The sequence below is a fragment of the Flavobacterium aquicola genome (genome assembly GCF_003385115.1).
Taxonomy (GTDB): domain Bacteria; phylum Bacteroidota; class Bacteroidia; order Flavobacteriales; family Flavobacteriaceae; genus Flavobacterium; species Flavobacterium aquicola.
Genome location: NZ_QUNI01000008.1, coordinates 160,048 through 174,970, shown reverse-complemented (window position 1 = coordinate 174,970; position 14,923 = coordinate 160,048). Strand labels below are relative to the sequence as shown.

Annotated in this window: 15 protein-coding genes; 12 read left to right on the top strand and 3 right to left on the bottom strand. The window is 33.3% G+C overall.

The genetic code is table 11. The annotated features are described in order from the left end of the window. Nucleotides 1-49: 49 nt before the first annotated feature. From C8P67_RS22350 to C8P67_RS14725, 11 genes are all read left to right on the top strand, one after another. A complete protein-coding gene (locus C8P67_RS22350) occupies nt 50-583 on the top strand; it encodes a hypothetical protein (RefSeq protein WP_147298240.1) in 534 nt (177 codons plus the stop codon). A gap of 92 nt (nt 584-675) precedes the next feature. Next, nucleotides 676-1,191: a hypothetical protein gene (locus C8P67_RS14775; RefSeq protein ID WP_115813938.1), complete on the top strand. Its 516-nt coding sequence runs from the start codon at nt 676-678 to the stop codon at nt 1,189-1,191. A gap of 382 nt (nt 1,192-1,573) precedes the next feature. Beyond that, a complete protein-coding gene (locus C8P67_RS14770; RefSeq protein WP_115813937.1) occupies nt 1,574-2,071 on the top strand; it encodes a hypothetical protein in 498 nt (165 codons plus the stop codon). Then, nucleotides 2,068-2,745: a hypothetical protein gene (locus C8P67_RS14765; protein WP_115813936.1), complete on the top strand. Its 678-nt coding sequence runs from the start codon at nt 2,068-2,070 to the stop codon at nt 2,743-2,745. The genes C8P67_RS14770 and C8P67_RS14765 overlap by 4 nt, the downstream gene beginning before the upstream one ends. A 1,009-nt stretch (nt 2,746-3,754) precedes the next feature. Then, on the top strand, nt 3,755-4,585 hold the full coding sequence (locus C8P67_RS14755; protein WP_115813969.1) for a 1,4-dihydroxy-2-naphthoyl-CoA synthase: 831 nt from the start codon (nt 3,755-3,757) through the stop codon (nt 4,583-4,585). Between the two features lie 78 nt (nt 4,586-4,663). After that, nucleotides 4,664-5,179, top strand: a complete 516-nt coding sequence (locus C8P67_RS14750; RefSeq protein ID WP_115813935.1) for a PH domain-containing protein — start codon at nt 4,664-4,666, stop codon at nt 5,177-5,179. Then, nucleotides 5,179-6,696 (top strand): PH domain-containing protein, encoded by a 1,518-nt coding sequence (locus tag C8P67_RS14745; RefSeq protein ID WP_115813934.1) that lies wholly within the window; start codon nt 5,179-5,181, stop codon nt 6,694-6,696. Before C8P67_RS14750 ends, C8P67_RS14745 begins: the two co-directional genes overlap by 1 nt. 73 nt (nt 6,697-6,769) lie before the next feature. Further along, nucleotides 6,770-7,732, top strand: a complete 963-nt coding sequence (menA, locus tag C8P67_RS14740) for a 1,4-dihydroxy-2-naphthoate octaprenyltransferase (RefSeq protein ID WP_115813933.1) — start codon at nt 6,770-6,772, stop codon at nt 7,730-7,732. 73 nt (nt 7,733-7,805) lie between these two features. Beyond that, nucleotides 7,806-8,483, top strand: coding sequence for a metal-dependent hydrolase (locus C8P67_RS14735; protein ID WP_115813932.1), 678 nt, complete (start codon nt 7,806-7,808; stop codon nt 8,481-8,483). A gap of 157 nt (nt 8,484-8,640) precedes the next feature. Continuing rightward, nucleotides 8,641-9,843: a tetratricopeptide repeat protein gene (locus C8P67_RS14730; RefSeq protein ID WP_115813931.1), complete on the top strand. Its 1,203-nt coding sequence runs from the start codon at nt 8,641-8,643 to the stop codon at nt 9,841-9,843. A 192-nt stretch (nt 9,844-10,035) separates the two neighbouring features. Then, complete coding sequence (locus tag C8P67_RS14725; protein ID WP_115813930.1) at nt 10,036-11,088, top strand: o-succinylbenzoate synthase; 1,053 nt, start codon at nt 10,036-10,038, stop codon at nt 11,086-11,088. 76 nt (nt 11,089-11,164) lie between these two features. Here C8P67_RS14725 and C8P67_RS14720 read toward each other — a convergent pair whose 3' ends face one another. From C8P67_RS14720 to dnaX, 3 genes are all read right to left on the bottom strand, one after another. Next, a complete protein-coding gene (locus C8P67_RS14720; protein WP_115813929.1) occupies nt 11,165-11,722 on the bottom strand; it encodes an acetate uptake transporter in 558 nt (185 codons plus the stop codon). Between the two features lie 104 nt (nt 11,723-11,826). After that, nucleotides 11,827-12,279 (bottom strand): DNA polymerase III subunit gamma/tau, encoded by a 453-nt coding sequence (locus C8P67_RS14715; RefSeq protein WP_245980465.1) that lies wholly within the window; start codon nt 12,277-12,279, stop codon nt 11,827-11,829. A 206-nt stretch (nt 12,280-12,485) separates the two neighbouring features. Beyond that, nucleotides 12,486-13,571: a DNA polymerase III subunit gamma/tau gene (gene dnaX / locus C8P67_RS14710; RefSeq protein WP_115813928.1), complete on the bottom strand. Its 1,086-nt coding sequence runs from the start codon at nt 13,569-13,571 to the stop codon at nt 12,486-12,488. A gap of 175 nt (nt 13,572-13,746) precedes the next feature. Here dnaX and C8P67_RS14705 point away from each other — a divergent pair, with 175 nt between their 5' ends. Then, the gene (locus tag C8P67_RS14705) at nt 13,747-14,880 is read left to right on the top strand and encodes an NAD(P)/FAD-dependent oxidoreductase (RefSeq protein ID WP_115813927.1); all 1,134 of its coding nucleotides are present in this window, start codon (nt 13,747-13,749) and stop codon (nt 14,878-14,880) included. Nucleotides 14,881-14,923 lie beyond the last annotated feature (43 nt).

Below are 14,923 nucleotides of genomic sequence, written 5' to 3'. Positions count from 1 at the left end.
TTTTTACAAGATTGAACCAAAAATATATTATTACTAATGCATTGAAACATTGTCAAGAAAAAAAGGATTAGAAATTTATGTCTATTGTTTAATGTCAAGTCATTTGAATTTGTTGTGCGAAGGAACTGATGGTTTATTCTTTCTGACATTATATGATATTTTAAGAAAGATACCCTTGTCTAATTCGCAATATGGCAATAATGCCGAAATGAGAGATGATTATGATACAAATATAGGAAGTGTCGATGGAATGAATTTAGCAGAAGTTGAAGACAAAGTTGGTACATCTGTTTTTCTTGGAAACGAAAATAATCTTGAACCTGGATATGAAATGGATTCAAGTGGAGGTATTACTAATTTGAAAAAAGAAACTATTCCTGGGTATACAAGAGAATTTAAAGATAAATGGTATGGTAAAATTAAATGCCAGACTACTATTTCACCAAATCTAAAGGGGGAAAGTATATATGTTAGAAATATGGTTTTTAAACACGAATTCATGCATGCCTGGCATTGGAAATCAGGGTTTAGTAATTTTGATAATTATTCAGAAAGAGCAACTTCACAATTTAGTAAGGATTAATCTATAGTATATAATTTTGATTATGTTCCTCAAGAAACTGGATTATTTCCTAAGAGTTATGGCTGGCGAAATTTCAATAAAATAGTACCAACATGGATAAAATAGTCAGATCAGTACTTGTATTAAGTTTATTTATAGTTTCTTGCTCAAAGAAGGTACATTATGATGAAAATATAAATAATGTAAAAGTTGTTATAGAGAAAGACATTACAATAGATTTTAAAAGTGAAAAAATATTAATTGATTACGATGGATTAATATATGAAGACACAATAATTTTTACTAAAAATGAAAAAAATAATATAATTGATTATTATAATAAATTTAATCTAAATGATAAGTGCGGTGACTTTTGGTATTTTGATGAAAATTCAACGACAGCATCATTGCATGATGAGATAATTATTTTTGAAAACAATAAAATAAAATCAAGATCAATAATTAATTCATATTATGAAATTAAAAATTGTTTTTTTGAAAATCAAGAAATTAAAACGGTAAAGTTTCGAAATTTAATAAAGCAAATTATCATTAATAAGAATAGCTATAAAAAAGCAGAAGACTCGTTAAGAGTTTTTATAAAAAGAAAGCCTCGCATGTTAATGTAATATAGTGATTTTTGCAGGAATAATACATATTTTAATGATAGTATTGTCCCGCTCTACAAAGAGTTCCTAAAAAAATAGTCTTAAAATCTGGGGTGCTGTGCGAAGTCTTCCCTACATGGTATCCGTTGCAGTTGGCAAGCAACGTAGGTTTTTAAAAACGAATATATTATAAATTCCAAATAAATCTTTTAAAAATATAAGAACGGCATATAACAGTGGGTGCGAAGTCTCCCGACTTCGCACAGCAATCGTAATAGATAACGTTTTCTTTAAAAGAAGACTTAGGGGAGCGGGTGGTGTTGGAGCAAAACTTACTGATGGTAATTTTTGGCAAGGTGCTGTTACTGGATTAGTTGTTATTGGACTGAATCACGCCAATCATATGATTGAGGACCGCAATGCAATTCGAGAATCTTTATCAGATCCTGATGGCGTGCCAGAAGAAAGTTTAAGTTCTGTATCTAGTGTAAAAAAAGAAGTACACAGTTTGTTTAATAAAGATATGAGAGCGAATGAAAATAGATCTAAAGTACAAGTGGGAGGCGTTAACGGATCTAAAAATGGTGATTTTGATTATTCTATGAGTGAGAATGGTTATGGTGATAGCGAAACTACGATTAAATTTTATAAATCTGCTTTTAAGTCAAACTATATATTAGCAAGAAGTATTTTGCATGAATATTATCATGCAGGAAATTTTTATTCAGGAAGTGCTGGAACTACAATGTATAATTTACGAAATATTAACGATTTTAGAGGTAACAGATTGCAAAATGCTTATACCGATTATTTTGAAAAAGGGGCGTTTAACTTTGTTAGAGGTCTAGGTGCTTCAAATGACAGTAATTATTTTTATGATCCTAAATTGTACCACCGATGAGAAATATATTAATGTTTATTTTCAGCCTTTCTGCATTGAATTTTTACTCACAGAAAAAAGATTTAACAATAACAGCAACATCGAATTCCGAGGCAGAAGTTGTTATAAGAATAATTAATAATACATCTAAAAATAAATATTTATTTTTAGATGTAAAAAATCTAGGTGTTTTTTACCAAAGTAAAATGACATTTGCTAATATTAATTCTTCAAAAATGTATTTAGATTTTTTACAATTGAATGAAAATAAATCTTTCATACCTGTATCGACATTTAATAACTATAATTCTAGTACAAAAAACGGAGAGGACTTTAAATCTGAAATAATAAATAATACTATTCTGTTTTTACCAAATCAAGAAAGGCAATTTGTAATTAATCTTTATAAACAAGATGAGTCTGATTATTTGAAGAGGTATAAAGTTTTGCCCTCAAAATATTATAAAGTTTCATTGAAAATATGTGGAAATAAAATAAAAGAAAAAATAAAAAACACAAATATCAAAAAAAAAGAATTTAGAAATATCATTTCAAAGTACGATTTTAATGATTATCAGTCGAATGAATTTATGATAAAAATTAAAGCAATAAAGAGTCCACCACCTCCGCCTTTACAACCAAGCAAAAAATATAATAAATATACTTTCAAAGAACTTATGATAATGATGAAGTAATTTGCGAAAATATTGGAGTATTAACGGGCTTGATGTTTATTGGACTGAATCATGCAATGCACGATGGCGCATATATGTTCTCACAACGATAGCACAGAATTGCATTCTGTGCCCGCAACGATTCGACACAGAAGAAAGCATCCGACCAATCGGGTTCTATTATTTTCCGAAAAAGCATTGTGACATTTATTGCAACAATTATAGAAAATCCTGATTTATATAAAAATGAAAATTTAAGAATCAGCAGACCCAATTAAAAGTATACTAATAATTAAAAAAATATTTGGTAAAAATGAGAGTAACTATACAGAGCTCGGCAGGATTTGAATTTTCATAAGGCCTACTTTAAGTTCTCAAAAAAAGTTAAAATAGGGATTAAGTGTTCGACTGTAAACCCTGACAGCCCACTGTGAGGGATAACAGAAATGTTATCCCTCTTTTTTTTTGTATATAAGATAACCTCTTTCCTCCATTTTTGTTTGCTTATTTTATATTTGAATAAACTATTAAAAATTTATGAAAATAAAGGACAATGTATTCAGCATGTATTTGTTCTATATTGTTTTATTTTCTTTATTTGTTAATAGAAATTAAAAAACAAACAAAATGGAGCAGTTTCTTTATACCTGCTGCAGCAAATCCGCTATTGTTTTATATTTTACCAGGCGTTATCTACTATTTTACTCTAGTCTTCAGTTTTCATATTATTCCCGATTATTTCAGGGAAGGTATGCCAGGCATTATTTGGTCATTTATTTTTTCAATCCTAATGTTGTTTGTAATGAAAATATGTAATAAATATAAAATTCAGCTCCATTTATAAAGCTAATTATTGTTTTGTCTTCAAAATCTGTTGTTTTTAAATAACATCTCTGTTTTATTGTTTTTATCAGTTATGATTTGAATTCATAATGGATTAATAAATTTGAAAAACGTTAAAACATTTTTTGCTTTTAGAAATGAAAAAAAATGCCTTATTTTTACACTAAATAATTTAAAAACTCATAGAATGGATTGGATTACCGCTAAAGAATTTGAAGATATAACCTATAAGAAATATAATGGTGTTGCAAGAATAGCATTTAATAGACCTAATGTACGTAACGCATTCAGACCCAAAACAACATCTGAATTATATCAAGCATTTTATGATGCACAGGAAGACACATCAATAGGAGTAGTTTTGCTTTCAGCTGAAGGACCTTCTTCTAAGGATGGTGTTTATTCTTTTTGCAGCGGTGGTGATCAAAATGCCCGCGGACATCAAGGTTACGTAGGAGATGATGGTCAGCATCGTTTGAATATTCTTGAAGTACAGCGTCTGATTCGTTTTATGCCGAAAGTGGTTATTGCTGTAGTTCCAGGCTGGGCTGTTGGAGGTGGACATAGTTTACATGTGGTTTGTGATATGACTTTGGCAAGTAAAGAGCACGCTATTTTTAAACAAACTGATGCTGATGTAACCAGTTTTGACGGAGGTTACGGTTCTGCTTATCTAGCTAAAATGGTGGGGCAGAAAAAAGCACGTGAAATTTTCTTTTTAGGACGAAATTATTCGGCTCAGGAAGCTTTTGAAATGGGGATGGTCAATGCGGTTATCCCGCATGCTGAATTGGAAGAAACAGCTTATCGGTGGGCACAGGAAGTTTTGGGTAAATCACCAATGGCAATTAAAATGCTCAAATTTGCAATGAATCTAACGGATGATGGTATGGTAGGACAACAGGTTTTTGCTGGTGAAGCAACCAGACTTGCTTATATGACTGAAGAAGCTAAAGAAGGCAGAAATGCATTTCTAGAAAAACGCAAGCCGAATTTTGAAAAAAAATGGCTGCCTTAAAAAAGGTTTGAAAGTTTAAAATAGTTTAAAGTTTTGCGTTTGAAACTGAAACGTGTAAACGAAACAATAATTTAATAAATGGAAGATTTTATAAACGAAACTATTGATACTACTCAACTGCCTAAATTTGAAGAAGTGCAATTTTCTGTATTACACCCAGACTATTGGAAAGTGATTTTGGTGTCAGTTGCCTCATTCTTTCTGATTAGCGGGATAGTAGCAGGACTTATATTGTACTTTAATGAGGAATTCAATCCGTTTATTATGGAATTCGGTATAGTTTATGTGATTTTGTTATTGCTTGTGGTTTTCTTTTCTCGATTAGGTTTTAAGAAAAAAGGATTTGCATTTCGAAATCACGATGTGCTATTCAGACATGGAATAATAGCTACAAATACTCTTGTAATTCCTTATAACAGAGTGCAGCATGTGTCTTTACATGAAGGCTTGATTTCTCGTTTTTTTGGTTTGGCTAAAGTCGAAATTTTTACTGCAGGAGGCAGTTCAAGTGATATAATGATACCTGGAATTGCTAAAGAGCAGGCCGAGAATATAAAACAGCTGCTGATGGGGAAAATTCAAAAGCAATTATAATGAGTGCCGATTTTAATCAGCCACAACGGCAATCCATTGTGGGGATTTTGGTTATGTTTGTGTATTCACTTCAGGCATACGCCAAGGCTTTATGGCCGATTTTGGTCATTTGGATTTTTAAATTCAATGAAGTCAATAAAATCTATCTACTGGCAGGGACTTTGGCCGTTTTTTTAATCATCGGAATTGTTTCCTATTTTAAATACCTGAATTTTACATTTTATATCGATCAGGAAAATGAAGAATTTATCATAACCGAAGGCGTTTTTAACAAAACAAAAACGGCAATACAGCTTTATAAAATTCAGCAAGTAAATATTAACCAGTCTTTAATTCAAAGATTGGTTGGTGTTTATGAATTAGCAGTCGATACTGCGGGTTCCAACAAAAAGGAAGGGAATATTAAAGCTATTTCACATGCATTAGCATTAGATTTGAAGGCACGTTTATTAGAAAATGATAAAAAAAATGTGGTTAATACTGATGAGCATATAGATTCTGATGAATTTCCAGCAGAAAAAACAGCTGATGCAGAAATTCCCTTTATGAAAATCAGTTTTTTGAGCTTATTGAAAATTGGAATTACGTCAAATTATGTAAAAAGTTTTTTTGTACTGTTAGCATTTTTTATCTCTCTTTTCGATCATATCAAACAAATTACCGGAAGAGATGTTTTGCACGATGAAAACATTGAGGATTATGTTGGAGAAAGCCAGATTGCAACAGCATTTTTGATTTTATTTATCCTTTTCTTTCTGACAGTAATTATTATTAATTTGGTCAGAACCATATTTACTTATTTTGATTATAAAATAGCGAGACAAAAAGGTTCTTTACTGCTTTCTTATGGATTGCTGAACACTAAAAGTACCATTATAAAACCTGAAAAAGTTCAAATTACAAGTATTACGCAGAATTTTTTCCAAAAGAAAATGAATGTTTTGCATTTAAAAATAAAACAGGCAACTGGCGGAGAAAAAGAAGATCACAAACAGCATATTGAAATTCCTGGCTGTAATAATTTAGAAAAAGACGCAATTTTAAAATTGCTGTTTCAAAAAATACCTGAAAAAGGAGCAATGCTAAAACCAAATTTTAGAAAGCTTGGATTTGCAGTTTTTCTAACCATCGGATTGCCATTACTGGGATTTTATTTTATAAGAGACCTTATAATTGAACAGCTTCCAAATGTTGATTATTTTGCAACGCTGTATATTGTTTTTGTAGGGACTATTCAGTTTTTTATATTCAAAAATAACCGTCTTTACATTAATGATGACTTTATAATTCTGCAAAGCGGGGCTTGGGATGTGACAAATAAAATTATTATTCCTAGTAAAATTCAAGCAATTACAACTTCGCAGTTATTTTGGCACAAAAATATCAACATTGGTTCCTTAACTTTACATACCGCAGGAGGAAATATTAGTTTTCAATTAGGTAATTTTACAGCAATAAAACAATACGTCAACCTTTGGCTGTACGAAATGGAAACTTCCGACAGCAATTGGATGTAAAAAAAATAGTTTCAAGTTTTAGGTTTTTAAGTTAGAAACCTAAACATGAAACTTTAAACTTTAAACAAAAAATATGAAACACTGGATTGAAGCAGCAAGATTAAGAACATTACCATTATCCGTTTCCGGAATTATAGTGGGAAGTATGTATGCACAGGCAAACCCAACCAATGAGATTTTGACTCCAAGTGAAGTTTTCAACTGGAAAATATTTGCGTTTGCATTATTAACAACTTTGGGTCTGCAGGTGCTTTCCAATTTTGCCAATGACTACGGCGATGGTGTAAAAGGAACCGACAATGAAGACAGAGTAGGACCAAAACGTGCTATTCAAAGCGGTGTAATCACTCCGCAGGCAATGAAAAAAGCTTTGGTAATCACTTCAGTACTTACATTATTTTCGGCAATATTCTTGATTTACCTTGCCTTTGGAGAAAGTAATCTTGTGTATTCTTTATTTTACTTGGTATTAGGAATTTTGGCTATAGCTTCCGCAATTCGTTATACTGTCGGAAGTTCTGCATACGGATACCGTGGTTATGGAGATATATTTGTCTTTGTCTTCTTTGGTTTAGTAAGTACTCTGGGCGTTAATTTCTTGTATTCAAAACAATTGGATGCCATTTTAATTCTGCCTGCAATTGCTGTCGGATTATTGAGTGTAGCAGTTTTGAATCTGAACAATATGCGTGATCAGGCATCGGATGCTAAATCCGGAAAAAATACTGTCGTGGTTAAAATAGGTGGCGAAAAGGCTAAAAAATACCATTATTTTTTAATAATTACCGCCATGGTTTCAGTTATTGCTTTTGCGGTTCTGAGTAACTTTCGTTTCGATCAATACTTGTTTTTATTGGCATATATTCCGCTGACAAAGCATTTAATCACAGTTTCTAAAAATCAAGATCCAAAACTGCTTGATCCAGAATTGAAAAAAGTAGCTTTGAGTACCTTTCTGCTTTCTATATTGTTATCTCTATCAATGATTTCGCTGATTTCAGACATCATTGTGAATGTTTTCTTAGGAGGAAGATAAATAGCAATGTCAAAAATCAATTGTAATTTAAAAAAAAAGCACTCTTTAGTCTAACAATAATAAGCTAAAAAAGATGAAAATAACATTCTACGGTCACGCCTCTTTGGGAATTGAAGTAAGCGGTAAAAACATTATTGTGGATCCTTATATTTCGGCAAATCCAAAAGCTTCACATATTGATATTGATACACTGGAGGCCGATTTTATTCTCTTGACTCATGCTCACGGCGATCATATACTCGACGTAGAAGCAATTGCCAAAAGAACCAATGCTGTAATTGTTTCCAATGCTGAAATCGCAGGATATTACGGTAAAAAAGGTTTTCAATCACACCCAATGAACCACGGCGGAAGCTGGAATTTCGATTTCGGAAAAGTAAAATATGTCAACGCAATTCATTCCAGTTCATTTCCCGATGGAAGCAATGGCGGGAATCCTGGCGGTTTTGTAATCGAAGGAGAGCATAAAAATATCTATATTGCCGGCGATACTGCTTTAACGATGGATATGAAACTTATCCCAATGCGTACTAAACTCGATTTGGCAATTTTCCCTATCGGCGACAATTTTACGATGGATATTGATGACGCCATAATCGCCTCCGATTTTGTGGACTGCGATAAAATCCTCGGTATTCATTACGATACCTTTGGTTATATTGAAATCAATCATGAAGAAGCTATTAAGAAATTTTTCGACAAAGGAAAAGACTTAATGTTGCTTGAAATAGGCGATTTCATTGAATTATAATTTGGAGCTATTTCCAGCTGTCCACTATATCTGTTGTCCCGAACCCCGGGACAACAGGATGCCGTTTCCATCTGGGCTAGGGCATTCCAGATTTCAAGAACATTTTTAAATTGTAATCCGAAATTGTTCAATTTTAAATCTTTCAATCATTTTTATAATGACCAAAAAACTTCTTTTATTCATAACATTTCTTTCTGCAGTAAATACATTTGCACAACAAGACGGTTATTGGGATAAAGACCGATCAACCACAAAAGAAATCAATGTCTCAGCCAGAGATAGAATCGTTATCAAAACTGAGGATTTACCTTTAGGAACCACTGAAATTGTTTATAGAATAACACTTCTAGACGAAAATCAGCAACTGGCTAGCAGTTTGGTTTCTGTTCTAAAATCAATTCCAGATCCAACAGGAATCAGTCAAGGTTCAGCTGGAGCTGTTTTTATTCTTTCAAAAATATCAGGGGACGACAAATGTACTTACGCAATTTTTCCTACCGATAAATTAGCTGTAGAATACAAAGATTCTGGAAAAACACTAGAGTCTTGTTTAATTCAGGATACACCTGTAAGTAAAGATGCCAAAAGGCTTTCGATAGATAAATCAAGCTGTTTAAGCGATAATTCATCTGCTTTATGGTTTGGTTTCGAAAGCAAAAACTGGATTATGAAACAAAAGATAATTTTGGAAGTTGTGCCTTGGGTTGATAAAAAATTAAGCCGAGGATGGAGTGTCGATAATCGAAAAATGATTATTGATCAATGCAAAACTTCCAATATGGCTCAAAAAATGACCAATTCGGATAATTTTTGTGTATGTGTTTTGGATAAAATACAATCTAAGTACAGATATCAGGAGTTTCAAAAATTATTGCCAGTAGAGCGTTCCAAAGTTTTTAAAGATGCAGGTGATTCCTGTTTTAGCGAAACAAGCACTTCTAGCGCTGTTTATTCTGATTTACGTAAAGAAGCCTCGCTTTTGATAAAAAAAGGCAAATACGGCGATGCAATTGCAAAATTGGGTATAATTATCAACGATGGTAAAGGAACGGTTTTAGATTATAGCACTATCGGAAATAGTTACTTAATGACAAAACAATATGGGAAAGCATTAAAATACCTGCTGGATGGCGAAAAACTGGACAATATTGAATTATTGGTTCAATTGAATCTCGCTCACGCATACCTTCTGAACGATAATTACAAAGAAGCTAAAAAAATCTACAAAAAATATCAAAATCAAAACGTAACTGACAGCCTGAGCTGGGTTCAAAAAACCGAACAGGACATCGAAGCTTTCAAAAAAGCCGGAATTAAGAATGAGGATTTTGAGAAGGTTTTGAAGTTGATTAAAGAGTAGGTGACGATTTCCTAACAGGTTTCTTTCAATTTGTTAGGTGTAAAGTTTTAGATCCTTAAATTCCACAATCGAAGCCATTGCAAGGAACGAAGCAACCTCAATAACCTAAGTAACTAAAAGGTGCGCTGCATAACTAAACTAAATGTGATTGCTTTGTTCCCAGCAATGACAAGACGATTAAAAATTAAAAATATGAAAGCAAGCTGCCACAAATACATTCTAAACTTCAAACGCCCATCAGGAACTTCCCGTGGCGTAATGACCGAAAAAGAATCCTTTTTTATCGTTTTGGGACAAAATGGAAAAATCGGAATAGGCGAGTGCGGTATTCTAAGAGGATTGAGTATTGATGACCGTCCCGATTATGAAGAAAAATTGCAATGGGCTTGTGATAATATTCAATTTGGGAAAGATTGGCTTTGGGATGCATTGTTAGAATTTCCATCCATACAGTTTGGAATTGAAATGGCATTTCTGTCTTTGGACAGTGAAAACCCTTTTTTACTTTTTCCTTCCGACTTTACAAATGGTACAAAATCAATCGAAATAAACGGCTTGGTTTGGATGGGTGAAGAAGCTTTTATGAAGCAGCAGATTGAGGAGAAATTAGCCGATGGTTTTCGTTGCATAAAACTCAAAATTGGAGCCATAGATTTTGATAAAGAACTACAGTTATTGCGCTATATTCGGGAACATTTCACTCCGGAACGAATCGAAATCAGAGTCGATGCAAACGGTGCTTTTAATTCAAATGAAGCTTTACTTAAATTAAATCAATTATCTGAATTTGAATTACATAGTATAGAACAACCGATTCGAAAAAACAACACTGACAGTATGTCAGAGCTATGTAAAACTACACCTTTTCCTATTGCTTTGGATGAAGAATTGATTGGTGTCTTTACATTAGCTGAAAAAGAAGATTTGCTATTAAAAATCAAGCCTCAATATATCATTTTGAAACCTAGTTTTGTGGGCGGATTTAGAGGAACTCAGGAATGGATTTCATTAGCTGAAAAACACAATATCGGATGGTGGATAACATCAGCTTTGGAAAGTAATATTGGATTGAATGCAATTGCGCAATGGACATATACGCTCAACAATCCGATGCCTCAGGGTTTAGGGACTGGAGCGTTGTACACTAATAATTTTGATTGTCCTCTCAAAGTTTCTCAAGGACAATTGTGGTACAGCAATGATTTAGATTGGAATTTGGATATAAACAATACTTTTGGTTCTTAAATTTGATTTGCATAAAACAAAAAAGGCTCGAAACTTAATTTTAGTTTCGAGCCTTTTGTATATCAAAAGATTGCAATTAATAAGGTAAAACTCTTTTGTTTTTTTGTTCTTCCAAAAGTTCAGCTACAGCTAGGTAAAAAGCACTGCTTCCGCAGATTACACCAATTCCTCCCGCGATTGGAGCTAAAGATTCGATACCAGTAATTTTTTCTATTGCTAAAACAAAAAACAAAATGGTTAAGGATAAAAACACAAACTGCTGCACTTTACTGCCTCCCCAAGTTCCCCACCACATAAAAGCAGTAAAGATTCCCCAAAGCGCTAAATAGCATCCGAAAAATGGCGCTGGTGTTGTTCCTGCCATTTCAAATCCAGTATTTGGAAAAAGCCAAATGCCAACTAAAGTAAGCCAAAAGAAACCATAAGAAGTGAAAGCGGTACCGGCAAAGGTTTTGCCGTTTTTGTATGATAGTATTCCTGCGATTATTTGGGCTAGACCGCCATAAAAAATTCCCATTGAAATAATTACGGCGCTTACTGGGAAGAATCCCAAATTGTGAATGTTTAATAAAATTGTGGTCATTCCGAAACCCAAAAGCCCTAAAGGCGCAGGATTAGCTAATTTGTTTTCCATTTTTTAGTTTTTTATTGTTAATAAAGTTAAATATAACGTTATAGTTCGTTACCAATTGATATAAAAATGACATTTTATGATAGGAAATGTTCATAGAATAATTCTTAAGCGTCTAAATCCAAACCAAAAGTAGTCCGCAATAATTCGATATTTGGGTTTATTTCCAAAAGACGATTGTAGCGGTCCTGATCAGTGAAACTTCTTTTTATCTCTATGCTTTCATTTACATTTACTTCAATAATTATATCGTGATTGTGTAAATGTCCCCGCAAATGTCCTAAAAGACCAATCATTTCTTTTTCAAAATCCAGCTTAGATCCTTCATTGGGTAATTCAAAGGTAATTTTTGTGCCGTTTAATTTTGGGTCGTTAATAAGTAATAACGATTCCATAATTTTATAGCCTTTACTCCCAAGGCGTTCGGCATATTTTGTCCATTGTAGGAGCATTTCTGTTTCAGTAAATGACTCGGTAGGAAGTATAGTGTTGTCTTCCTTTACAAATCCCTTTAAGTTTTCTTCTAAAGTTTTTTTGGCTCGGATACTGGAAAGCGACAAAGCTGAAAATTTCGCTTCGTTATTTGAAGGAGCTGTAACCGCAGGATTTGAAGTCTGAGGTTTTTCTTCTATTGAAATAACAGGTTTAGCAATTTCAGTGTTTGAAACTGTTTTTGCACTTTCTGGAGCAGCTGGAATCTGGTTTTTATCTTTTGAAATTTCTGCTATCGAATAATCTGCAGTTTTTCTAAAATAAGTAGACGGAATTATAAATTGCTCAACTTTTTTTTTTCTCCATCATAAGTGATAGAGGCAAGCTGCATCAAACAAAGTTCGACAAGCAATCGCTGGTTTTGACTGGCTTTGTATTTTAAATCGCAGTCATTTGCAATATCTATTCCTTTTAACAAAAACTCCTGACTGCATTTTTGAGCCTGAATTCCGTACATTTTTTGTGCCTGCTCGCCAACTTCCAGTAAAACAAGAGTAGAAGGAGTTTTGCTTACCAATAAATCTCTAAAATGGGTGGCTAATCCTGAAACAAAATGATGTGCATCAAAGCCTTTGGCAAGAATATCATTAAAAGCTATTAATAAGTCTGGGATTTTATTTTCCAGAAGTAAATCAGTAATGGTGACGTAGGTTTCGTAATCTAAAACATTTAAATTCTCGGTTACGGCCTGACGTGTCAAATTGTTTCCGCAAAAGGAAACCACTCGGTCAAAAATTGACAAAGCATCACGCATCGCTCCGTCTGCCTTTTGGGCAATAATATGCAGTGCGTCATCCTCAAAAGCCACACCTTGACTCGAAGCTACATCAGCAAGATGTTCCTTGGCGTCTTTTACGGTAATTCTTTTGAAATCAAATATCTGGCAGCGCGATAATATCGTTGGGATAATCTTGTGTTTTTCGGTGGTTGCCAATATAAAAATGGCATGTTTCGGCGGTTCTTCCAGTGTTTTCAAGAAAGCATTAAAAGCCGCAGAAGACAGCATATGCACCTCGTCAATGATATATACTTTGTATTGTCCGGTTTGTGGCGGGATACGAACCTGATCGATCAAATTACGAATATCATCAACGGAATTGTTCGAAGCAGCATCGAGTTCGAACACATTGAAGGCGAAATCTTCGTTTGGATCATCATATCCTGGCTGATTTATTTTTCGAGCCAAAATACGCGCGCATGTCGTTTTTCCGACACCACGAGGTCCTGTGAATAAAAGGGCAGAAGCTAAGTGATTGCTTTCTATGGCATTGAGCAGCGTATTGGTAATCGCTTTTTGCCCCACTACATCTTTAAATGTCTGAGGACGGTATTTACGGGCCGATACTACAAATTGTTCCATGCTTTTCTTTATTCGAAAGCAAATATAGGATTTGAAAATTCAAAAAACAAGTTCCAAAATTTTAATTTTATGCAGTTTTAATTTCTGCCAAAATGAAATGATTTATTCTTTTATCTAATGAGATTTGTGTATTTTCACAATACTTTATCGTTATGATTTTATAAATCGTCTTAATATGGATGTATCCAAAGGAATAATAATTGTTGGAGGTGGATTAGCAGGACTTACAGCAGCGATTCATTTGTCTAAAATTGGATTAAAAGTCATTGTATTCGAAAAAAACGAGTATCCAAAGCATAAAGTCTGCGGAGAGTATATTTCAAATGAAATTACGCCTTATTTAGATTGGCTTTCTCTGGATATATCAGAATTAAATCCTACACAGATTTCAAAATTGGAATTTTCAACCGCTGACGGTAAAATGATTCATTGTGATCTGCCTCTTGGCGGATTTGGTGTCAGCCGTTATGCTTTAGATGCTTTTCTGTATCAAAAAGCAATTCAAAATGGCTGTGAAATTATTCAGGACACTGTAGAAGATATTGTTTTTGAAAATGATGTCTTTACCGTTTCTACTTCGAATAGCAGAAAGATTACTTCCGCGATTGTAATTGGTGCTTTTGGGAAAAGATCTGTTCTTGATCAAAAATTAAAGCGCGGGTTTGTCAGTAAAAAATCGGGTTGGCTGGCTGTAAAAGCTCATTATTCGGGTGAATTTCCAAATGATTTAGTCGGGCTGCATAATTTTGAAGGCGGGTACTGCGGTGTTTCAAAAGTAGAAAATAATGCTGTTAATATTTGTTATCTGGTTAGTTATGATTCATTTAAAAAATATAAAAATATAGAAGATTTTCAAAATCAGATAGTTGTAAAAAACCCGCATTTAAAAGTGATTTTTGAAACAACTAAAATGCTTTTCGAAGCTCCGTTAACAATTAGTCAGGTGTCATTTGATAAAAAAGAACTGATTGAGGGTCATATATTGATGATTGGAGATACCGCCGGCCTGATTCATCCTTTGTGCGGGAATGGTATGGCTATGGCGATTCATAGCGCCAAAATTCTTTCTGAATTGATCGAGAAACTGCATAAAAATGAAATAAAATCCAGAGAGGAATTGGAAAAGAAGTATCGGTGTGAATGGAATTCTAATTTTGAAAAAAGATTAAGGATGGGACGTTTTTTAGCATTTATACTACAAAAACAGAAGGTGAGTGTTTTTTTGATGAAAATAATGATTAAATTCCCAAAGTTATTGCCGATGATAATAAAACGGACTCACGGTCAGTTAATATGTATGAATGATTAGTAAGAGATAATTTTCAAATTATAATTCTGATTAATAAAAATCG

Coding starts and splice junctions, on each gene's coding strand:
- C8P67_RS14750 (WP_115813935.1), top strand. CDS start 4,664: ATGGAAGATTTTATAAACGAAACTATTGATACTACTCAACTGCCTAAA.
- C8P67_RS14765 (WP_115813936.1), top strand. CDS start 2,068: ATGAGAAATATATTAATGTTTATTTTCAGCCTTTCTGCATTGAATTTT.
- C8P67_RS14775 (WP_115813938.1), top strand. CDS start 676: ATGGATAAAATAGTCAGATCAGTACTTGTATTAAGTTTATTTATAGTT.
- C8P67_RS14725 (WP_115813930.1), top strand. CDS start 10,036: ATGAAAGCAAGCTGCCACAAATACATTCTAAACTTCAAACGCCCATCA.
- C8P67_RS14730 (WP_115813931.1), top strand. CDS start 8,641: ATGACCAAAAAACTTCTTTTATTCATAACATTTCTTTCTGCAGTAAAT.
- C8P67_RS14735 (WP_115813932.1), top strand. CDS start 7,806: ATGAAAATAACATTCTACGGTCACGCCTCTTTGGGAATTGAAGTAAGC.
- C8P67_RS14755 (WP_115813969.1), top strand. CDS start 3,755: ATGGATTGGATTACCGCTAAAGAATTTGAAGATATAACCTATAAGAAA.
- C8P67_RS14770 (WP_115813937.1), top strand. CDS start 1,574: ATGATTGAGGACCGCAATGCAATTCGAGAATCTTTATCAGATCCTGAT.
- C8P67_RS14720 (WP_115813929.1), bottom strand. CDS start 11,722: ATGGAAAACAAATTAGCTAATCCTGCGCCTTTAGGGCTTTTGGGTTTC.
- menA (WP_115813933.1), top strand. CDS start 6,770: ATGAAACACTGGATTGAAGCAGCAAGATTAAGAACATTACCATTATCC.
- dnaX (WP_115813928.1), bottom strand. CDS start 13,571: ATGGAACAATTTGTAGTATCGGCCCGTAAATACCGTCCTCAGACATTT.
- C8P67_RS14745 (WP_115813934.1), top strand. CDS start 5,179: ATGAGTGCCGATTTTAATCAGCCACAACGGCAATCCATTGTGGGGATT.
- C8P67_RS14705 (WP_115813927.1), top strand. CDS start 13,747: ATGGATGTATCCAAAGGAATAATAATTGTTGGAGGTGGATTAGCAGGA.